The organism is Streptomyces katrae, assembly GCF_002028425.1.
GTDB lineage: Bacteria > Actinomycetota > Actinomycetes > Streptomycetales > Streptomycetaceae > Streptomyces > Streptomyces katrae_A.
The window spans coordinates 3434815-3454287 of sequence record NZ_CP020042.1; the positions used below are offsets into that span (position 1 = coordinate 3434815).

Sequence of the window (19473 nt, forward strand, 5' to 3'; positions counted from 1 at the left end):
GCCGCCGTCTTTCCCCAGGAGCACTCCCGATGTCGCTGACCCACCTCCCCCGCGCGGCCGCCGCCGCCACCGCCGTGGCCGCCCTCCTCGCGCTGGCCACCGGCTGCTCGGGCGCCGCAGCCCCCGCCGCCGCCAAGGACCCGGCCCCGGCCGCCGCCCCGGTGTCCCTGCCCGCCCCGCGCAGCGCCCCGGCCCCGGCCGCCGTCCTCACCCCGGCGCCGGCCGCGGGCGAGGTCCGCACCGGGCAGGGCCCGTTCACGGACCGCGTGAAGCTGACGGACACCCACCTCACCGCGGCCCCGTCCGTCACCGGCCACATCGCCATCAGCTCCGACGTCAGCGACACCCTGGCCCTGGAGATCACCGCCGCCTACTACGACGCCCAGGGCCACCTCCTGGGCACGGGCACCTTCCACTACGAGGAGGAGGGCGAGGAGGGCCACGCCGGACAGCCCCACACGGGCCCCCGCGCCACCGGCGACGGCATCGACTTCACCGTCCCCGCCGACCACCTCACCGGCACCCCGGCCGCGGCGGTCCTGTCGATCCCCGTCCTGGTCAACGAGTAGCCGCTGGAGCGCGGTGACCTGCCGGCGGGGCTCCTGCACCGGGTCCTCACCGAGCGGGGCCATCCCCCGGTCGTTGCCGGCAAGCGCGTCCTGCACTGACCCCCTCCTGACGTGACGCGAGTCACAGGGAACGTTCCCGCGGCCGGCCGCCTCCTCGATGTACCGGCACCAACGGACACTCCGAGGGGGACACGACATGGACGACGACACCGCACGCCGCCGCACGGGAGCCGCGCTGGCCGCGCTCCTGGCCGCCGACGGACTGGCGCACCTGTACTGGGCCACCGGCGCCACCTGGCCCGCCCGGAGCGAACGCGCCCTCTCCCTGGCGGTCCTGGGCACGGAGGTGTCCTTCGCCCCGCCCGTCGTCCTGCCCCTGGCCGCGCTCACCCTCACCGCCGCAGCCGCCGTCCTCGCCCACTCCCGCCGCCGCGGCGGCCGGGCCGCCCGCGCGGTCACCGGCGCGGTCGCGGCGGGCCTGGCCGCACGGGGCCTCGCGGGCCTGGCCTGGGCCGCGGGGCTCCTGCCCAGCCCGCCCGGCAGCCCCTTCCACACCCTCAACCTCGCCGTCTACACCCCCGCCTGCCTCGGCTTCGGCTGGGCGGCCGCACGGCTGGCGCGCGCCAGATGACCCCGGCCGACCGCGCACGCGGCATCGCCCTCGCCCGCGCGGCCCGCGCCGGGAACACCCTCGCGCTGCACGAACTGCTCGACCACCTCACCCCGTACGTCACCCGGATCTGCACGCCCATCGCCCTCGCGGACGGCCCGGACGCCGCCCAGGAGGCACTGCTGGCCGTCTTCACCGCCCTGCGCTCGCTGCGCGATCCCGAGGCGCTGTACGGGTGGGTGCGGGCCATCGCGGTCCGCGAGTCCGTCCGCACGGCCCAGCGCGCCTCCCGCACCCGGCCGGCTGCGGACCTGACCGAGATCCCCGCCAAGGGCGACCCCCACCTGGCCTCCGACATCGAGGACGTCCTGGCCCGCCTGTCCCCCGCCCACCGGGCGGTGCTCGTCCTGCGGGACGTGGAGGGCCTGGACGAGGAGGCCGCGGCGGCCGTCCTGGACATCCCGCCCGGCACCGCCAAGTCCCGCCTGCACCGGGCCCGTTCCAGCTTCCGAAAGGCATGGTCCGCATGACGCCGCACGAGATCGACGACGTCCACCGCCTCCGCATCATGGCGGCGGGCGTACGAGGCGCCCAGCTGGTGGAGCGGACCCTCGCGGCCCCCTTCGAGGAGGTCTGGCCGGTCATGTCCGCCCTGGACTTCCTCCCCGACCTCCAGCACACCCGACTCCTGCACTGCGACGGCGACCGGATCGAACTGCTGGCCCGCAGCAAGTACGGCTTCCGCGCCCACCTGCGGGGGTTCCGCCGCCCGGGCTGGTGCTGGCTCCAGAGCCGCTTCCTCCTGGTCGGCCTGGCCGCCGCCCCGGACGGATCCGGCACCCGGATCGCCCTGACGGGCGGCGTCCGCGTCCCCACCCGCGCGGCGGTCCTCCCCTTCGGCACGAAGCCGGAACTCACGAAGGCCGCCCACCGCCTCGCATCCCGCGTGGGCCGCTAGCGGGCCAGCCCCCGGGAGGCGGCGGTTCACCCGGACGGCCCGGTTCCGCCCCGCAGGGACGGGTAGGGGACGGCCCGTCCACCCCCGTCCCAGACCCCGGAGGCCCCCGTGCCCGACATGAACGGCCCCTACAAGCCCGGCACCCCCTGCTGGATCGACCTGATGGTCCCCGACCAGCAGGCGGCCCTCGACTTCTACGGCGACCTCTTCGGCTGGCAGGGAGAGGTGGGCCCGCCCGAGACGGGCGGCTACGCCGTCTGCACCCTCAAGGGCAAGCCGGTGGCCGGGATCATGAAGGCGATGAACCCGGACGGCACGGTCCCCGACCCCATGCCGCCCACCGTGTGGACCACGTACCTCTCCACCGACGGCCTCGACTCCACCCTCAAGTCCGTCACCGACGCCGGCGGCACGGTCATGATGGGCCCGATGGACGTCATGGACCTGGGGCGGATGGCCGTGATCTCCGACCCGGCGGGCGCGGTCGTCGGCCTGTGGCAGCCCGGCACCTTCGACGGCGCGGGCATCGTCAACGAGCACGGCGCCCTGATCTGGAACGAACTGACCACGCCCGACCTGGCGGGGGCGTCGGCCTTCTACTCCTCGATCCTGCCCGTCACCACGGCACGGTCCGAGATGCCCGGCGCCGAGGAGTACATCGAGTTCCAGGTCGCCGGCCGCGCGGTGGGCGGAATGATGGACCTGAGCAAGCTCCCGCCGGGCGTGCCGCCGCACTGGCAGCCGTACTTCCACGTGGACAGCGTGGACGAGATCCAGGCGGCCGCCGTCCGCGCCGGCGGCACGGTCCTGGCCCCGGCCTTCGACATGGCGGCGGGCCGCATGGCCGTCCTGGCCGACCCCCAGGGCGGCGCGTTCTCCGTCATCACGGCCTCGATGCAGGAACAGCCGGCCTGACGACCGCCGCCCCGGCCCCGCTCGGCGACGAGCGGGGCCGCCGGTTCCCGGCGGCGTCAGCGGGCGTACCACTCGCCCCCTTCACGGGCGCGGCCAACAGCCGTCGGAGCGGAACTCGGCCCAGACGACCTTCCCCGGCGAGCGGGGCAGCACCCCCCACAGGTCGGAGACGGCCTCCACGATCCGCAGCCCGCTCCCCGGGGCCCGCCCCAGCATCCGCGACCGCCCGGGCCCGCTGTCGTGCACCTCGACGCGCAGGCAGCACCCGAAGTTCAGCAGCCGCACCCGGTACGACCGCCCCAGCGGGACCCCGTACCGCAGGGCGTTGGTCGCCAGCTCGCTGACACAGAGCACCACGTCGTCCCGCCGGTCCGGGAGCCCCCACGCGTCGAGCGTCTCGCGCGCGAAGTCCCGTGCGGAGGAGACCGTCTGGTAGGCCCGGGGGAACAACCGCTCCCGCATCAGCCCGGGTTGAGTATTTAGATCCACCGGACGATGGTGGCGCGGCGTGACTAGGCTGCTACAGAGCGCCGACCCGTACTCTGCCATGAGTACGGGTCGGCCGGGGATAATCCACGTCCGAAGGCGGGGAGTTCATCGGCATGCCACCCAAGAAGCGCCCGCGGCCCAATGCGACGACCATGAAGATGGTCGGCAAGCAGGTAGCCACCGCCCGGTTCGCCAAGAACCTGACCCAGAAGCAGCTCGCCGACCTGATCAAGGTGGACGAGGAGACGATCGGCTCCATCGAGCAGGGCCGACGCACCCTCATGCCGAACGTCGCCGAGCTGCTGGACTTCCACCTGGCTCTGCCGGGCCTGCTGACCGTGGCAGCACTCGAACTCCCCGCCGTCGACACGACACCTCCGTGGGCCGAGGAATATCTGGCCCTGGAGCGGGCGGCCATCGCCCTCTCCTGGTACGAAGGCCAGCGCGTGCCGGGGCTGCTTCAAACGGAGGGCTACGCCCGGGCCCTCTTCACATGCCGAGTCCCGGCGCACCCCCCGAAGACGGTCGAGGATCTCACCGCCCGCCGCATGGCACGCCAGGAGATCCTGCACCGCAAGACACCGCCGACCCTCAGCTTCGTCATCTGGGAACCCGCCGTCCGCCACCGCATCGGCGGACTTGAGGTGCACCGGGAACAGCTGCGCCACTTGCTCGCATGCTCGCAACTCCCTGACGTCTCCATCCAGGTGATGCCACTGGGCCAGCCCGCCCACGCGGCGCTCGACGGCCCCTTCATCCTCGTGGAGACCCCCTCACACCAGCACTTCGGGTACTCGGAGAGTCAGCGTGGCAGCAGGCTCATCTCGGACCCCGCCGAGGTCAGCATCATGGCTCGGCGATATGCGATGCTGCGGACTCAGGCCCTCAACACCGTCGAGACACAGGGCCTGTTGGACCGCCTGCTAGGAGACCTATGAGCAACTTGAAGTGGATCAAATCCAGCTACAGCGGGGGTGACGGCGACGCGTGCGTCGAGGTCGCCACCACCCCCACCACCATCCACGTCCGGGACAGCAAGGTCGAGGACGGTCCCGTCCTCGACCTTGCCCCCGCCAGCTGGGCGGCGCTCACCGGCTGGGTCAGCGGGTGATCGGGTACGACGTGCGTCCCGACGCCTCGTCGATCTCCCCGTGCGCCTTGGTGAGCAACTGTTCCTTCAGATCGTTCAGCGCGCGGGCCGCCGCGATCTCCTCGCCGACCCGGGCCTGATTACCGTCACTGGGGTGACGGCTGGCGTACCCGTGCCCGCGGACCTCGTTCCCGTCCGGGAGCCGGACGAGGGCCGCCGCCCGTGTGCGCTTGTTGTCCTCCTGGAACTCCATTTCCACATGCCATCCGACGGCATCCTTCATGGCGATCACCTCCGTGGCCGCTGAATTCCAGGGTGCACCCGGCGGCGCCCCCGCGCATCAGGTCCACTGCTCGGAGGGGGCCTGGCCCGGCAGCGGCTTGCCGATCAGGGCGAGCGGGATGAAGAAGTTGACCTGGCTGATCGCGAGGACGAGCGTCGTCAGGGCCTTCTCGTCGTAGTGCTCCGCCGCCTCCGCGAACACCTCGTCCGAGACCCGCTCGGTGCCGGCGGCCGGGGCCGTCAGGACGGCCTCGACCAGGGCGAGGGCCGCCCGCTCGGCCGGGGTGAAGCACAGGGCGTCCACCCAGGAGGAGACGGCGGTGATGCGCTGCTCGGTCTCGCCGGCGGCGCGCAGGGCGTCGGTGTGCATCGTCGTCAGGTAGGTGTTGGCGACGATCTGGCCCGCCCGCAGGTGCACCAGGGAGATCGTGGACTGCGGGACCGTGCCGTTGCCGATCACCTTGAACATCATCCCGGTCAGCGCGCCGAGGTCGGGCAGCGTCTTCACGGGGTTGGACAGGCGGGAGCGGTGGGTCTCGGTCATGGCCGGCCTCTTCTTTCGTCAGTGTCAGCGTGTCGTTCTCACTGCACTGACCCGTCCCGCGAGGCGAATGTGACAGCCCGGGCGGAAAAAATTCGGGTGGGGGGCCGTCGCACCGACCGCCCCCCACCGCCGGAGGTCAGCGCTCGTTGCGCAGCCGGCCCGCGACCTCGGTCGCCCAGTACGTCAGGATCGTGTCGGCACCCGCCCGCTTGATGCCCAGCAGGGTCTCCATGATCGCCCGGTCGCGCTCGATCCAGCCCTTCTCCGCGGCCGCCTCGATCATCGCGTACTCGCCGCTGATCTGGTACGCCGCCACCGGCACGTCCACGGCCTCCGCGACCCGGTGCAGGATGTCCAGGTAGGGGCCGGCCGGCTTGACCATCACCATGTCGGCGCCCTCCTCCAGGTCCAGGGCCAGCTCCCGCAGGGACTCGCGGGCGTTCGCCGGGTCCTGCTGGTAGGTCTTGCGGTCGCCCTGGAGGGAGGAGGCGACGGCCTCGCGGAAGGGGCCGTAGAAGGCGGAGGAGTACTTGGCGGTGTAGGCGAGGATCGACACGTCCTCGTGGCCCGTCTCGTCCAGCGCGTCGCGGATCACGCCGACCTGGCCGTCCATCATGCCGCTCGGGCCCACGACGTGGACGCCCGCGTCGGCCTGGACCTGGGCCATCTCCGCGTACCGCTCCAGCGTCGCGTCGTTGTCGACGCGGCCGTTCTCGTCCAGGACCCCGCAGTGGCCGTGGTCGGTGTACTCGTCCAGACACAGGTCCGACATGATCACCAGGTCGTCGCCGACCTCGGACCGCACGTCGCGGATCGCCAGCTGGAGGATGCCGTCCGGCTCGGTGCCCGCCGTGCCCAGCGCGTCCTTGTTCTCGTCCGCCGGGACGCCGAAGAGCATGATCCCCGCCACGCCCGCTTCGACGGCCTCCACCGCGGCCTTCCGCAGCGTGTCCCGGGTGTGCTGCACCACGCCCGGCATCGCCGAGATCGGCAGGGGCTCGCTGATGCCCTCCCGGACGAACGCCGGCAGGATCAGGTCCGAGGGGTGCAGCCGGTACTCGGCCACCATCCGCCGCATCGCCGGGGTGGTGCGCAGCCGCCGGGGCCGCGAGCCGGGGAAGGATCCGTACGCGCTCATCTTCTAGTCGCCTCTTCGAGCATCGACAGCAGTCGCCCCCAGCCTATTGGCTGTCCCCTACGGCCAGTCGACCAGCGCCGAGAAGACGACCGTGTCCAGCACGACCAGACCCGGCGCGGCGAACGCCAGCCCCACCCGCCGGGCCGTGTTGCGCACCCGCCACGGCAGCGCCCAGCACCACACCAGCAGCACCAGGACTCCCACGAGCCCGGCCATGAACACCGGCCAGGCGATCCGGAAGCTCGCGTCGAAGGCGTGCGCGGCCTGCGTGTCACAGGAGTCGCAGGCCATCGGCGACATCCCCGCGAAGAACAGCGCCAGCAGGGCCGCCGGCAGCGTCACCAGTGTGGAGACCAGCGGTGCCACGAAGGCCCAGCGGGCCGGGGCGTCCGTGGTGAGGGGGTTCTCGGTCATGCCCCCATCCCACCGCACCCGCGCCCCGACCGGATCCGCACGGCTACTCAACCCGCTACTCAGCCCCGCCTGGGTACCCGGTACGCCGAAGGGGCCCGGGCGCTCTGCGCACCCGGGCCCCTCCCGCCACCGCTGCGGCTAACGCCGCTAAGGCGCTCACGTCGTACGGCGGCGACGCGCGCCCGGACGGCGCTCGCTCGGCCGGGCCACGGTCTCGCCGGCCTCCTTGGCCGCCTCCCGGCGGGCCTCCCCGTACGCGGCCAGCGCCTCCGCCAGCTTGCCCACGCTCGGCTCCGGCGACAGCACGTCCACGCGCAGGCCGTGTTCCTCCGCCGTCTTGGCCGTCGCCGGCCCGATACAGGCGATGACCGTCACGTTGTGCGGCTTGCCCGCGATGCCGACCAGGTTGCGGACGGTCGAGGACGACGTGAAGAGAACGGCGTCGAAGCCGCCGCCCTTGATCGCCTCACGGGTGTCCGCCGGCGGCGGCGAGGCGCGCACGGTCCGGTAGGCGGTGACGTCGTCCACCTCCCAGCCCAGCTCTATCAGGCCGGCCACCAGCGTCTCGGTGGCGATGTCGGCGCGCGGCAGGAACACGCGGTCGATCGGGTCGAAGACCGGGTCGTACGGCGGCCAGTCCTCCAGCAGACCGGCGGCCGACTGCTCACCGCTGGGCACCAGGTCCGGCTTCACACCGAACTCCACCAGCGCGGCCGCGGTCTGCTCGCCGACGGCGGCGACCTTGATGCCCGCGAAGGCACGCGCGTCGAGCCCGTACTCCTCGAACTTCTCCCGCACCGCCTTGACGGCGTTCACCGAGGTGAAGGCGATCCACTCGTAGCGGCCGGTGACCAGGCCCTTGACCGCCCGCTCCATCTGCTGCGGGGTACGCGGCGGCTCCACGGCGATGGTCGGCACCTCGTGCGGCACGGCGCCGTACGAACGCAGCTGGTCGGAGAGCGAAGCGGCCTGCTCCTTGGTGCGCGGCACGAGCACCCGCCAGCCGAACAGCGGCTTCGACTCGAACCAGGCCAGCTCCTCGCGGCGCGCGGCGGCGCCCTGCTCGCCGACCACGGCTATGACCGGGCGGGAGCCCTCGGGGGAGGGGAGCACCTTGCCCTGCTTGAACACCTGGGCGATGGTGCCCAGGGTCGCGGTCCAGGTCCGCTGCCGGGTCGTCGTACCGCCCACGGTCACCGTCAGCGGGGTCTCGGGCTTGCGCCCGGCCGACACCAGCTCGGCGGCCGCCGCGGCGACCGTCTCCAGCGTGGCGGAGACGACCACGACGCCGCCCTCGCCGGCGCCCACCTCGGCCCAGCAGCGCGGCGAGGCGTGCTTGGCGTCCACGAAGCGCACGTCGGCGCCCTTGTCGCCGCGCAGCGGCACACCCGCGTACGCGGGCACGCCGACGGCGGTCGCGACACCGGGGACGACCTCGAAGGGGATGCCCTCGTTCGCGCAGGCCAGCATCTCGGCGGCGGCGTTCCCGTCGAGCCCCGGGTCGCCGGTGACGGCACGGACGACCCGCCTGCCGGACCGCGCGGCCTCCATGACAAGATTGGCGGCGTCGCGGATCACCGGGACCCCGGCGGCGGCTGACTTCTCGTCAGCCACCGTCAGCTGCGGCGTGTCGACGCCCGCACGCGCGTGGGTCCGTACGACGTCGAGCACCTCGGGCTCGGCGATCAGCACGTCCGCGGCGCCGAGCGCCTCCACGGCGCGCAGCGTCAGCAGACCCGGGTCGCCGGGGCCGGCACCCAGGAAGGTGACGAGCCCTTGGACCGCGACGGCCGGGAATGCGGAGGTGGTGGGGCTTGAGGGGTTCAAAGGGATCGCTCCCCCATCAGACCGGCCGCGCCCTTGGCCAGCATCTCGTCCGCGAGTTCGCGGCCGAGCGCCATGGCCTCGTCGTACGACTGGGGCACGGGACCGGTGGTGGACAGCTGCACCAGCGTGGAACCGTCGAGGGTCCCGACGACACCACGCAGGCGCATTTCATTGACAGTCTGGCCGTCGGCGAGGGCGCCCACGGGCGCGCTGCAGCCGGCCTCCAGGGCCGCGAGCAGGGCTCGCTCCGCGGTCACCGCGGCCCGGGTGTACGGGTCGTCCAGCTGAGCGAGCGCGGCGATCAGCTCCGTGTCGGACGCCAGGCACTCCACGGCCAGGGCTCCCTGGCCGGGCGCGGGCAGCACGTTGTCGACCGACAGCAGGTCGGTCGCCTCGTCACCGCGGCCGATGCGGTTCAGGCCGGCGGCGGCGAGCACGACCGCGTCGAGCTCCCCGTCGCGCACGAACTGGATCCGGGTGTCGACGTTCCCCCGGATGGCCACGCACTCGACGGACTTCCCCAGGTTCCTCGCGTACGCGTTCAGCTGCGCCATCCGGCGCGGCGAGCCGGTACCGACCCGGGCCCCGTCCGGCAGCTGCTCGAAGGTCAGCCCGTCGCGCGCCACGAGGGCGTCGCGCGGGTCCTCCCGCTGCGGCATGGCCGCGATGACCAGCTCGTCGGGCTGCGTGGTCGGCAGGTCCTTCAGCGAGTGCACGGCGAAGTCGACCTCACCGCGCACCAGGGCGTCGCGCAGCGCGGTGACGAACACGCCGGTTCCGCCGATCTGCGCGAGGTTCTCACGGGACACGTCGCCGTACGTCGTGATCTCCACGAGCTCCACGGGCCGGCCGGTGACCGCCCGGACCGCCTCGGCGACGTGCCCGGACTGGGACATGGCCAGCTTGCTGCGCCGCGTGCCAAGCCGGAGGGGCTGGTCGGGACGTGAGTTCATGATGCCCGTCCTGGGTCGTCGTTCTTCGGATCGGCCGCGTCCGCCCGGCTGACGGATGCCACCGTCTGAGGGTCGAGGTCGAAGAGTTCACGCAGCGCCTCGGCGTACCCGGCGCCGCCGGGCTCGCTCGCGAGCTGCTTCACGCGCACGGTCGGCGCGTGCAGGAGCTTGTCGACGACGCGGCGCACGGTCTGGGTGACCTCCGCGCGCTGGCGTTCGTCGAGGTCGGGTACCCGCCCGTCGAGACGTGCCACCTCCATGGCGACGACCTCGGCGGCCATCGCCCGCAGGGCGACGACGGTGGGGGTGATGTGCGCGGCCCGCTGCGCCGCCCCGAAGGCCGCGACCTCTTCGGCCACGATCGCCTTCACGGCGTCGACGTCGGCGGCCATGGGCGCGTCCGCGCTCGCTTCGGCCAGGCTCTCGATGTCCACGAGCCGCACGCCCGGGATCCGGTGCACGGCGGCGTCGATGTCCCGCGGCATGGCCAGGTCCAGCAGGGCGAGCCGCACGGGGACGGCCCCGTCGGCGTGGCTGCGGGTCCCCCGCCGGGGCTGCCGGTGCGCGGCGGCCTCGCCCTGATCGGCCCAGGCCCCGTGCAGCTCCAGCGAACTGGCGTCCACCCCGGCGAGCGCGGACCGCCCGTCCCCGACGGGACACACGTCCTCAGCGGGCGCGGCAGGCACGATGGTCCGAGCGGCCCCGGCATCGGCGAGCCGCCGCTGCCCGCCTTCAGCAGCGGCGACGAGCCGCGCCAGAACATCGGCATCGGCCAGATCAAGCCCCGCCGGCGATTGAGGCGCTGGGGTCTGGGGGCGGAGCCCCCAGGAGGCCTGGGGCGCAGCCCCGGCCACGGGGTCCGGGGCGGAGCCCTGGGAGGGGGTCCGGGGCGCAGCCCCGGTTTCTGGGGGTCCCCCCAGCGGTAGCTGGGGGAGAAGGGGCGGGGTGGGGGAATGCCCCCCAGGGCCACCCGAGACCGCGGCCGCGACATCGTCACCGGTCAGCACCAGCCCCGTGGCCCCGGTACAGGACACCACCACGTCCGCGAGCGCCAGCTCATCCGCGACGGCGGACATCGGAACGGCCCGCGCCCCCACACCGGTGCCCGAGGCAACCAGGATCTCCGCGAGACGTTCCGCCCGCTCCGCGGTCCGGTTCGCGACGGCGATCTCCGCGACCCCGACCCGCGCCAGCGTCGCGGCGGCCAGCGAGGACATCGACCCGGCGCCGATCACCAGCGCCCGCTTGCCCGCGGCCCAGTCCGCGACCGGCTCGCGCACGGCCAGCTGCTCCAGGCCGAAGGTCACCAGCGACTGCCCGGCCCGGTCGATCCCGGTCTCGGAGTGCGCCCGCTTGCCGACCCGCAGCGCCTGCTGGAAGAGGTCGTTGATCAGCCGCCCGGCGGTGTGGAGCTCCTGCCCCAGCGCCAGGGCGTCCTTGATCTGCCCGAGGATCTGTCCCTCGCCGACCACCATCGAGTCCAGCCCGCACGCCACCGAGAACAGGTGGTGCACCGCCCGGTCCTCGTAGTGGACGTACAGGTAGGGGGTGAGCTCCTCCAGCGCGACCCCGCTGTGCTGGGCCAGCAGCGTGGACAGCTCGGCGACACCGGCGTGGAACTTGTCCACGTCGGCGTACAGCTCGATCCGGTTGCACGTGGCCAGCACGGTCGCCTCGGCCGCCGGCTCGGCGGCCAGGGTGTCGTGCAGCAGCTTGACCTTGGCGTCGGCGGACAGCGAGGCCCGCTCCAGCACGCTCACCGGCGCGCTGCGGTGGCTCAGGCCAACGACGAGCAGACTCATGCCGGCATCACCGCCGGGACGTCGCCCTCGGGGCCGCCCTTACGCGCGGAGGCCGCGCCCCGCCCGGCCGGCGGCTCGACGGCCGCGGCCGGAGCGGCGCCGGTCCCGCCGGCACCGCCCTCGGCGGGCGCGCCGACGCCCTCGGCGGCACCGCCGCCGGTCTCCTCGCCGGCCTTGCGCTGCTCGTGGAACGCGAGGATCTGCAGCTCGATCGACAGGTCGACCTTCCGCACGTCCACCCCGTCCGGCACGGACAGCACGGTGGGCGCGAAGTTCAGGATGGAGGTGACCCCCGCCGCGATCAGCCGCTCGCTGACCTGCTGCGCGGCGCCCGCCGGGGTCGCGATGACCCCGATGGAGACGCCGTTCTCCTCGATGATCTTCTCCAGGTCGTCGGTGTGCTGCACGGGCATGCCCGCCACCGGCTTCCCGGCCATCGCCGGATCGGCGTCGATCAGCGCGGCCACGCGGAACCCGCGGGAGGCGAAACCGCCGTAGTTGGCCAGGGCGGCGCCGAGGTTGCCGATGCCGACGATGACGACGGGCCAGTCCTGGGTCAGCCCGAGCTCGCGGGAGATCTGGTAGACGAGGTACTCGACGTCGTAGCCCACGCCCCGCGTCCCGTAGGAGCCGAGGTAGGAGAAGTCCTTGCGCAGCTTCGCGGAGTTGACTCCGGCGGCGGCCGCGAGCTCCTCGGAGGACACCGTGGGCACCGATCGCTCGGAGAGCGCGGTGAGCGCGCGCAGGTACAGCGGAAGCCGGGCGACAGTGGCCTCGGGAATACCTCGGCTGCGGGTCGCCGGTCGGTGAGTTCGGCCAGTTGCCACGATGCTCCTGCGGGATGAGCGGGGCTGCAGGCGGCCTCGTGTCCCAGGACCGCCCCGTCGGAAGCAGGCTATGTCTTTGTGAACGCGTGCACAAAGATTGTGTCCGCTTTGTCCGAGCAAAGTGACCGGGGTCACGCAGGCTGGACGTACGGGGCCTGATCCGGGAACGGGCCGAACCCGTTCAAATCCCGAGGGGGGCAAAACGGTACACACTCCTCATCGATACGCCCCCGAGTCCCCATAAATCGCCCATGATGGTAACGGCCCGGAGGGTCAGACCCCCAACGCCCGCCGAAGACGGTCCGGGTTCACCCTCCAGAAGGTGTGCTGCTCGCCGTCCACCAGCACGACCGGAATCTGCTCCCAGTGCCGGCGGTAGAGCTCTTCGTCCTGCGAAATGTCCTTCTTCTCCCATTGCGCACCCGTCTCGGCGCACACCTTCTCGATCACTTCCTGGGCGTCGTCGCACAGATGGCACCCCGGCTTCCCGATGAGCGTCACCATCCGCTCCTCGGGACGCTTCTTTTCCTTACGTCGCAGCAAAGGGCTCATGCCGCCATTGTCCCGCGCCGGGCCCACGTGCCCGAAGAGTTAACCGCCCCGTTTCCCGACGGTTCGGGAACTCCCGAACACAGTGGCTATGCTCGCGTCATGGCCGCTCTGGGATGGCTCACCCCCCGTAGACGCTCCGCGACAGCGCGGAGCGTGCTGGCAGGCGAGGCCTCGGCCGAGGCCGCACGCAAGACCGCGCGGCCCGACACCCCACCGCACGCCGAACCGGCGGCGCCGGAGGCCCCCGGGACCGCAAGCGGAACCGGAACCGACACCACGACGGCAGCCGGGACGACCGGCGGAACGGCTGACGGGACGGCCGGCGGGGAAGCGGCGGCCGAGCCCGCGTTCCCCGTCCCCGGCGACGACCTCGCCGCCGCCTTCTTCGACCTCGACAACACCGTCATGCAGGGCGCCGCGATCTTCCACTTCGGCCGCGGCCTCTACAAGCGCGAGTTCTTCCGCCGCCGCGAACTGGCCCGCTTCGCCTGGCAGCAGGCCTGGTTCCGGCTCGCCGGGGTCGAGGACCCCGACCACATGCAGGACGCCCGCGACAGCGCCCTGTCCATCGTCAAGGGCCACAAGGTCTCCGAACTCATGGCGATCGGCGAGGAGATCTACGACGAGTACATGGCCGAGCGGATCTGGCCGGGCACCCGCGCCCTGGCCCAGGCCCACCTCGACGCCGGCCAGAAGGTCTGGCTGGTGACCGCCGCCCCCGTCGAGACCGCCACGATCATCGCCCGCCGCCTCGGCCTGACCGGCGCCCTGGGCACCGTCGCCGAGTCCGTCGACGGCGTCTACACCGGCCGCCTGGTCGGCGAGCCGCTGCACGGCCCCGCCAAGGCGGAGGCGGTGCGCGCCCTGGCCGCCGCCGAGGACCTGGACCTCACGCACTGCGCGGCGTACAGCGATTCGCACAACGACATCCCGATGCTGTCGCTGGTCGGGCATCCGTACGCGATCAATCCCGACACAAAACTGCGCAAGCATGCCCGTGCACACGACTGGCGGCTGCGCGACTATCGGACCGGACGCAAGGCCGTGAAGGTCGGCGTCCCGGCCGCCGCCGGCGTCGGCGCGATCGCGGGCGGCGCGGCCGCCGCGATCGCCCTGCACCGCCGCCGCAAGTAGCAACGCCGGGCCCCGCCCGTTGCCCGGGCGGCCCGGCGGCCATTCGCTCCCCTCTACCCGCGCCGTCGGCGCGGCACTCCGGCCTGCCCGACTCGGTCGCCGGACACCCTGGAAGCGTCCATTCCGCGCACCCAAGTGATCAATAACCGATCACCAACCAGGACTGAATATGCCCTCGACACGCAACGGAAGTGTCGGAACCGGTGATTTCAGCAACTGGGTGTAGCGCTGCCTGTACGAAGCGTTATTCTCCTCAAACGCATGCCGCCGCCCGCCTGTCGCCACGACGGGTGAACGGTCCCGCACTGCACGTGATGGAAGCTCTGCCTCTGGGAGTCCCGTGTACCCACCTGTCGGGGTTGACGCCTCGGGCCTGGCTACGCTGCGCGCAACGGTCCTCGACCACCTGCGCGGCTTCGTCCCCACCGCGTACGCCGTCCCCGCCCTCGCCGCCGCGGTCCCCGCCGGACTCGGCCCGGCCGGTCCCTGCTACGCCCTGACCGACGGCGGAGCGACGGTGGGCAGACGCGGTCGCAGCGCGGCGCCCGCCGCCGGCGGCGGCACGAGCGCACCCGCCGCCCGCCGCCCCACGGCGGACAGCGACCAGGCCCGCATGATGGACCTGGTCGAACGCGCCCAGGCGGGCGAGGCCGAGGCCTTCGGCCGCCTCTACGACCAGTACAGCGACACGGTGTACCGCTACATCTACTACCGCGTCGGCGGCAAGGCGACCGCGGAGGATCTCACCAGCGAGACCTTCCTGCGCGCGCTGCGCCGCATCTCCACCTTCACCTGGCAGGGGCGCGACTTCGGCGCCTGGCTGGTGACCATCGCGCGGAACCTGGTGGCGGACCACTTCAAGTCCAGCCGCTTCCGCCTGGAGGTCACCACCGGCGAGATGCTCGACGCCAACGAGGTGGAGCGCAGCCCCGAGGACTCGGTCCTGGAGTCCCTGTCCAACGCGGCCCTGCTCGAAGCCGTGCGCAAGCTCAACCCGCAGCAGCAGGAGTGCGTGACCCTGCGCTTCCTCCAGGGCCTCTCGGTCGCCGAGACCGCCCGGGTCATGGGGAAGAACGAGGGCGCGATCAAAACGCTCCAGTACCGCGCGGTCCGCACCCTGGCCCGCCTGCTCCCCGACGACGCCCGCTGACACGGGCGATCACGCCCGCGTCCCACACGACGACCTCACACCCGGTGACCCCTCGATGACGCTGTGGTCCGATCATCCTTCGTCCGTAACCCAAGTGCCGCGACGCTCGTTGTGCGGAATGCAGGCTCCCTGTGGACACGCCCTGCCCGAAGCCGCTCACTCGAAAGTGTGGATGTGCTCAAGGAAGGCAACCTTCCGGACACCTGGGGGAGTCGATCGTCATGACGAGAGGAGGTGCCGCCAGTGATCGCGAACGTGACCCCGCACCGGCGGGCGAACGCCTTCGCCCAGGCCCTGGAAGATCGGACCCCTTCCGACCTTTCGGAACCGGAACCGGCGGCCGAGCAGTCCGAGGCACCTGCCGAACCTGCCGACCACGACCGGCTGTTGGCCCTGGCGAGCGTGCTCGGCGAAAGAATGCCGCGCCCGGTGCTGGACCCCGAGGTCAAAGTGGTGCAACGAGCCCAGCTCGTAGCCGCCATGGAGGCCATGGTGATGGAGGAGAGGGCCGGGGGCGGTGCCGCCGCGGACCCTCAGGTGCCCGAGCAGCGGACCGGCCGCGGCGCCCACCGGGCGACCTCGCTCCGGAAATTGCGGCCCCGCTCCCGCTGGTCCAAGGGCATCGCAGCGGGCGGCCTCACCGTGGGTGTGGCCGCAGGGGCCTTCAGCGGAGTGGCCGCTGCCAGCACCGACGCCCTGCCGGGTGACTCCCTCTACCCGGTCAAGCTGGGCATGGAAGACCTCAAGCTGGGCCTGGCCGACGAGGACGCGGACCGGGGCGAGCTCTACCTCGACCAGGCCTCCAACCGCCTGTCGGAAGCGCGCAGGCTGATGGAGCGCGGCCGCTCCGGCCCTCTGGACCACGAGGTCCTGGGCGAGATCCGGCGTGCCCTCGCGGGCATGCAGCACGACGCGGCGGAGGGACACCGGCTCCTCCAGGCGGCCTACGAACGGGACGGCTCGCTCGGCCCGATCCAGACGCTGTCCTCGTTCTCCCGCTCCCACCGCGACGCCTGGGGCCGGCTCCGCTCCAACCTCCCGCCCCAGCTCCACGACGTCGGCGACCAGGTGACCTCGGTCTTCCAGGCCATAGACGAAGACGTGGAGCCGCTCCAGGGCCTGCTGCCGAAGCCCCCGGAGCAGAACCGCGGCGGACCGGGCTCCGGCGCGGCCACGGCGGACACCCCCGCGACCCCGGGCAAGCACCAGCAGCCCGCCCCCGCGTCGGGCGCCCCCGCACAGCCGTCCGCCCCGGCCGCACCCAGCTCCCAGGGCAGCCAGGCCCCCGCGGCGCCCGGCACCGGCCTCCTGGGCGGCACGGGCGACCTGCTCCACCCGCCGGCACAGGGCGGCCAGTCCACCCCGGCCGCCCCGGTGGCCCCCGGCCTCCCCCGGCCGGACATCACCATCCCGCCCCTCCTCCCCAACCTGCTCCCGGGTCTGGGCATCAAGGCGGAAGACGCCGAATAGGACAGACGCCGGCGGGGCTGTTCACAGCCCCGCCGGCGTCTGAGGCGCGGGGGTCTGGGGGCGGAGCCCCCCGGCACCACCCCCGGTCAGAAGAACACGGACCTCCGCTGCACCAGCAACTTGTACAGCGTGTGCTGGATCCGCTCCCGCACCTCGTCCGTCAGGTTGAACATCAGCATCGGATCCTCGGCCGCCTCCGCCGCGTACCCGTCCGTCGCGATCGGCTCCCCGAACTGGATCGTCCACTTCGTCGGCAGCGGCACCGCCCCCAGCGGCCCCAGCCACGGGAACGTCGGCGTGATCGGGAAGTACGGCAGCCCCAGCAGCCGCGCCAGCGTCTTCGCGTTGCCGATCATGGGGTAGATCTCCTCCGCCCCCACGATCGAACACGGCACGATCGGAGTTCCTGCCCGCAGCGCCGTCGAGACGAACCCGCCCCGCCCGAACCGCTGCAGCTTGTACCGCTCACCGAACGGCTTCCCTATCCCCTTGAAGCCCTCCGGCATCACCCCGACGAGCTCCCCGGCCTCCAGCAGCCGCTGCGCGTCCTCCGCGCACGCCAGCGTGTGACCGGCCTTGCGCGCCAGCTCGTTGACCCCCGGCAGCATGAACACCAGGTCCGCCGCCAGCAGCCGCAGGTGCCGCTCCGCCGGATGGTGGTCGTGCACCGCGACCTGGAGCATCAGCCCGTCCAGCGGCAGCGTCCCCGAGTGGTTCGCCACGATCAGCGCCCCACCCTCCTTGGGGATGTTCTCCACGCCCTTGACCTCGACCCGGAAGTACTTGTCGAACAGGGGCCGCATCAGGGACATCAGGACCTGGTCCGTCAGCTCCTTGTCGTAGCCGAACTCGTCGACCTCGTACTCGCCCGTGATCCGCCGCCGCAGGAACGCCAGCCCGCCGGCGATCCGCCGGTCCCACTCCCCCGCACCGCCCGCCCGGCCCGCCGGCGCCTCCACGGGCGCGAGCAGCTCCACGGGCCCGGACTCCTGCGCCGGACCCGGCGGCTGCGCGGGCGCCGCCACCGCGTCCACCGCCCGCGCCCCGCGCGCACCGCCACCGCGCCGCCGCGGCCGGTCCTCGCCGAACGGAATGACCTTGGCGTCCGCCACTACCGCTCCACTCTCTCGTCCACCTTCAACAGCCCGGCCACCCGGTCCACGGCCCGCCCCACACGCTCCGGCGGCAGCAGCCCGCTCCCCCGGCTCCGCGCGAAGTCCGCGAAGGTCTCCGCCGTCGTGTACCGCGGCCGGAACCCCAGGACCTCCCGCATCTGCGCCGTCTCCACGACCCGCCCGTGCGTCAGCAGCCTGATCTGCTCCGGCGAGAAATCCGTCGCCCCCACCGCCCGCAGCGCCTGCCCCACCCACGTCACCGCCGGCAGCAGCAGCGGCACCGCCGGACGGCCCAGCCGCCGCGCGCACTGCGACAGCAGCAGCACCCCGTCCCCCGCGATGTTGAACGTCCCGCTGTTGAGCGTCCCCCGCCGCGGCTCCCCGGCCGCCAGCCGCAGCACCTCCACCACGTCGTCCTCGTGGACGAACTGGAGCCGCGGGTCGTAGCCGAGGACCGTCGGCACCACCGGCATCGAGAAGTACTCCGCCAACGCCGAGTCCGCGAACGGCCCCAGGATGTTCGCGAAACGCAGCACGCACACCGCCACGTCCGGACGCCGGCGCGCGAAGCCCCGTACGTACCCCTCGACCTCCGCGGCCTCCTTCGCGAAGCCGGCCGACGGCAGCGACTTCGGCTGCGTGGTCTCGGTGAAGACGGCCGGATCCCGCGCCGTGCCCCCGTACACGCTGGTGCTCGACTTCACCACGAGCCGCCGCACCGTCGGCGACTTCTGGCACGCGCCCAGGAGCTGCATCGTCCCGATGACGTTGGTCTCCTTGACGGCGCTGCGGCCGCCCGGCGTCCCCGGCGCGCCTCCGGTGACCGCCAGGTGGATCACCGTGTCCACCGCGTGCTCGGCGAGCACCCGGGCGATCGCCGACTGTCTGATGTCCGCGTGCACGAACTCGGCCGAGCCGAGCCGGTGCGGCGGGGTCACCGCGTCCACCGCGATGACCCGCTCCACCTCCGGGTCCCGCTGGATACGGCGCACGAAGCGGCCCCCCAGCTGCCGGGCAGCCCCGGTGACGAGCACGACCTTCCCCACGAGCTCAGCGCCTCCCTCGAAGAAGTACCCCGGCTGCACCGCAGCCCCCCCACCAGGATGGTGGAGGGGCTGCGGAAAACACGTACAGCTGCCGTTTACTTCTTGTTACGACGCTGAACGCGGGTGCGCTTGAGCAGCTTGCGGTGCTTCTTCTTGGCCATCCGCTTGCGCCGCTTCTTGATAACAGAGCCCACGACTACCCTCGCTCACTTCTCGGAACATCCCCGCGCCAGCGGGGATCGGTGCGGGGCGTCTGGGCCCACACGACCTACGTCGGCCTAGCCTACCCGCCCAAGCTCCGAGCTTGTAATCCGAGGCTTCCGCGGCGTTGCCCGAGCCTCATTCTCAGGCCGACTCCACCCCCACGTAGGACTCCCGAAGGTACTCGTGGACCGCGTTCTCGGGGACCCGGAAGGACCGGCCCACCCGGATCGCGGGCAGATGACCGTTGTGCACCAGGCGGTACACGGTCATCTTCGACACTCGCATCACCGAGGCGACCTCCGCCACGGTCAGGAACTGAACCTCACTGAGAGGCCTCTCGCCAGCAGCCATGACACCCACCTTGACCTTCCGCGCATGACGGGC

24 protein-coding genes are annotated in these 19473 nt (G+C 72.6%); 10 read left to right on the forward strand and 14 right to left on the reverse strand.

Features of this window, described 5'->3' with window-relative positions; genetic code table 11:
* Nucleotides 1-29: 29 nt before the first annotated feature.
* The 5 genes from B4U46_RS15405 to B4U46_RS15425 all read left to right on the forward strand — a co-directional run bounded on the left by B4U46_RS15405 (nucleotide 30) and on the right by B4U46_RS15425 (nucleotide 3052).
* On the forward strand, nucleotides 30-569 hold the full coding sequence (locus B4U46_RS15405; protein WP_079427882.1) for a hypothetical protein: 540 nt from the start codon (nucleotides 30-32) through the stop codon (nucleotides 567-569).
* 196 nt (nucleotides 570-765) lie between these two features.
* The gene (locus tag B4U46_RS15410) at nucleotides 766-1200 is read left to right on the forward strand and encodes a DUF3995 domain-containing protein (protein ID WP_079427884.1); all 435 of its coding nucleotides are present in this window, start codon (nucleotides 766-768) and stop codon (nucleotides 1198-1200) included.
* Nucleotides 1197-1709 carry an RNA polymerase sigma factor gene (locus B4U46_RS15415; RefSeq protein ID WP_079427886.1) on the forward strand — a complete coding sequence of 171 codons (513 nt, stop codon included), beginning with the start codon at nucleotides 1197-1199 and terminating at the stop codon, nucleotides 1707-1709. The genes B4U46_RS15410 and B4U46_RS15415 overlap by 4 nt, the downstream gene beginning before the upstream one ends.
* Nucleotides 1706-2137: a hypothetical protein gene (locus B4U46_RS15420; RefSeq protein WP_237292888.1), complete on the forward strand. Its 432-nt coding sequence runs from the start codon at nucleotides 1706-1708 to the stop codon at nucleotides 2135-2137. The genes B4U46_RS15415 and B4U46_RS15420 overlap by 4 nt, the downstream gene beginning before the upstream one ends.
* Nucleotides 2138-2254: 117 nt before the next feature.
* Nucleotides 2255-3052 carry a VOC family protein gene (locus B4U46_RS15425; protein ID WP_079431783.1) on the forward strand — a complete coding sequence of 266 codons (798 nt, stop codon included), beginning with the start codon at nucleotides 2255-2257 and terminating at the stop codon, nucleotides 3050-3052.
* A gap of 81 nt (nucleotides 3053-3133) precedes the next feature.
* Here the strand turns inward: B4U46_RS15425 and B4U46_RS15430 are convergent, their stop codons facing one another.
* The gene (locus B4U46_RS15430; RefSeq protein WP_079427889.1) at nucleotides 3134-3514 is read right to left on the reverse strand and encodes an ATP-binding protein; all 381 of its coding nucleotides are present in this window, start codon (nucleotides 3512-3514) and stop codon (nucleotides 3134-3136) included.
* A gap of 140 nt (nucleotides 3515-3654) precedes the next feature.
* Between B4U46_RS15430 and B4U46_RS15435 the strand changes: the two genes are divergently transcribed.
* On the forward strand, nucleotides 3655-4479 hold the full coding sequence (locus B4U46_RS15435) for a helix-turn-helix domain-containing protein (protein WP_079427891.1): 825 nt from the start codon (nucleotides 3655-3657) through the stop codon (nucleotides 4477-4479).
* Nucleotides 4476-4652 (forward strand): DUF397 domain-containing protein, encoded by a 177-nt coding sequence (locus B4U46_RS15440; protein ID WP_079427892.1) that lies wholly within the window; start codon nucleotides 4476-4478, stop codon nucleotides 4650-4652. The genes B4U46_RS15435 and B4U46_RS15440 overlap by 4 nt, the downstream gene beginning before the upstream one ends.
* Here the strand turns inward: B4U46_RS15440 and B4U46_RS15445 are convergent.
* The 9 genes from B4U46_RS15445 to B4U46_RS15485 all read right to left on the reverse strand — a co-directional run bounded on the left by B4U46_RS15445 (nucleotide 4642) and on the right by B4U46_RS15485 (nucleotide 12970).
* Nucleotides 4642-4914, reverse strand: a complete 273-nt coding sequence (locus B4U46_RS15445; protein ID WP_079427894.1) for a DUF1876 domain-containing protein — start codon at nucleotides 4912-4914, stop codon at nucleotides 4642-4644. The genes B4U46_RS15440 and B4U46_RS15445 overlap by 11 nt on opposite strands.
* A gap of 57 nt (nucleotides 4915-4971) precedes the next feature.
* A complete protein-coding gene (locus B4U46_RS15450; protein WP_079427896.1) occupies nucleotides 4972-5457 on the reverse strand; it encodes a carboxymuconolactone decarboxylase family protein in 486 nt (161 codons plus the stop codon).
* 136 nt (nucleotides 5458-5593) lie between these two features.
* A complete protein-coding gene (gene hemB / locus B4U46_RS15455; protein WP_079427898.1) occupies nucleotides 5594-6595 on the reverse strand; it encodes a porphobilinogen synthase in 1002 nt (333 codons plus the stop codon).
* Between the two features lie 57 nt (nucleotides 6596-6652).
* Nucleotides 6653-7009 carry a hypothetical protein gene (locus B4U46_RS15460; RefSeq protein ID WP_079427900.1) on the reverse strand — a complete coding sequence of 119 codons (357 nt, stop codon included), beginning with the start codon at nucleotides 7007-7009 and terminating at the stop codon, nucleotides 6653-6655.
* 156 nt (nucleotides 7010-7165) lie between these two features.
* Nucleotides 7166-8836: a uroporphyrinogen-III synthase gene (locus B4U46_RS15465; protein WP_079427902.1), complete on the reverse strand. Its 1671-nt coding sequence runs from the start codon at nucleotides 8834-8836 to the stop codon at nucleotides 7166-7168.
* Nucleotides 8833-9789, reverse strand: a complete 957-nt coding sequence (gene hemC / locus B4U46_RS15470; RefSeq protein ID WP_079427904.1) for a hydroxymethylbilane synthase — start codon at nucleotides 9787-9789, stop codon at nucleotides 8833-8835. Before hemC ends, B4U46_RS15465 begins: the two co-directional genes overlap by 4 nt.
* A complete protein-coding gene (locus B4U46_RS15475) occupies nucleotides 9786-11591 on the reverse strand; it encodes a glutamyl-tRNA reductase (protein WP_079427906.1) in 1806 nt (601 codons plus the stop codon). The genes hemC and B4U46_RS15475 overlap by 4 nt, the downstream gene beginning before the upstream one ends.
* The gene (locus tag B4U46_RS15480) at nucleotides 11588-12418 is read right to left on the reverse strand and encodes a redox-sensing transcriptional repressor Rex (RefSeq protein ID WP_079427908.1); all 831 of its coding nucleotides are present in this window, start codon (nucleotides 12416-12418) and stop codon (nucleotides 11588-11590) included. Before B4U46_RS15480 ends, B4U46_RS15475 begins: the two co-directional genes overlap by 4 nt.
* Before the next feature lie 273 nt (nucleotides 12419-12691).
* Nucleotides 12692-12970, reverse strand: a complete 279-nt coding sequence (locus tag B4U46_RS15485) for a glutaredoxin family protein (protein ID WP_079427910.1) — start codon at nucleotides 12968-12970, stop codon at nucleotides 12692-12694.
* 99 nt (nucleotides 12971-13069) lie between these two features.
* Between B4U46_RS15485 and B4U46_RS15490 the strand changes: the two genes are divergently transcribed.
* The 3 genes from B4U46_RS15490 to B4U46_RS15500 all read left to right on the forward strand — a co-directional run bounded on the left by B4U46_RS15490 (nucleotide 13070) and on the right by B4U46_RS15500 (nucleotide 16724).
* Complete coding sequence (locus B4U46_RS15490; RefSeq protein WP_079427912.1) at nucleotides 13070-14104, forward strand: HAD family hydrolase; 1035 nt, start codon at nucleotides 13070-13072, stop codon at nucleotides 14102-14104.
* Between the two features lie 340 nt (nucleotides 14105-14444).
* A complete protein-coding gene (locus B4U46_RS15495; protein ID WP_079427914.1) occupies nucleotides 14445-15254 on the forward strand; it encodes an ECF subfamily RNA polymerase sigma factor, BldN family in 810 nt (269 codons plus the stop codon).
* Nucleotides 15255-15497: 243 nt separating this feature from the next.
* Entirely contained in the window at nucleotides 15498-16724 is a 1227-nt protein-coding gene (locus B4U46_RS15500) for a DUF5667 domain-containing protein (protein ID WP_079427916.1), read from the forward strand.
* Between the two features lie 86 nt (nucleotides 16725-16810).
* Here B4U46_RS15500 and B4U46_RS15505 read toward each other — a convergent pair whose 3' ends face one another.
* From B4U46_RS15505 to B4U46_RS15520, 4 genes are all read right to left on the reverse strand, one after another.
* Entirely contained in the window at nucleotides 16811-17836 is a 1026-nt protein-coding gene (locus B4U46_RS15505) for a lysophospholipid acyltransferase family protein (RefSeq protein ID WP_079427918.1), read from the reverse strand.
* Nucleotides 17836-18885 (reverse strand): NAD-dependent epimerase/dehydratase family protein, encoded by a 1050-nt coding sequence (locus B4U46_RS15510; protein ID WP_079427920.1) that lies wholly within the window; start codon nucleotides 18883-18885, stop codon nucleotides 17836-17838. Before B4U46_RS15510 ends, B4U46_RS15505 begins: the two co-directional genes overlap by 1 nt.
* A gap of 95 nt (nucleotides 18886-18980) precedes the next feature.
* Nucleotides 18981-19079, reverse strand: a complete 99-nt coding sequence (locus B4U46_RS15515; protein WP_003948845.1) for a 30S ribosomal protein bS22 — start codon at nucleotides 19077-19079, stop codon at nucleotides 18981-18983.
* A 151-nt stretch (nucleotides 19080-19230) separates the two neighbouring features.
* Nucleotides 19231-19440 (reverse strand): helix-turn-helix domain-containing protein, encoded by a 210-nt coding sequence (locus B4U46_RS15520; protein ID WP_008738568.1) that lies wholly within the window; start codon nucleotides 19438-19440, stop codon nucleotides 19231-19233.
* Nucleotides 19441-19473: the final 33 nt, after the last annotated feature.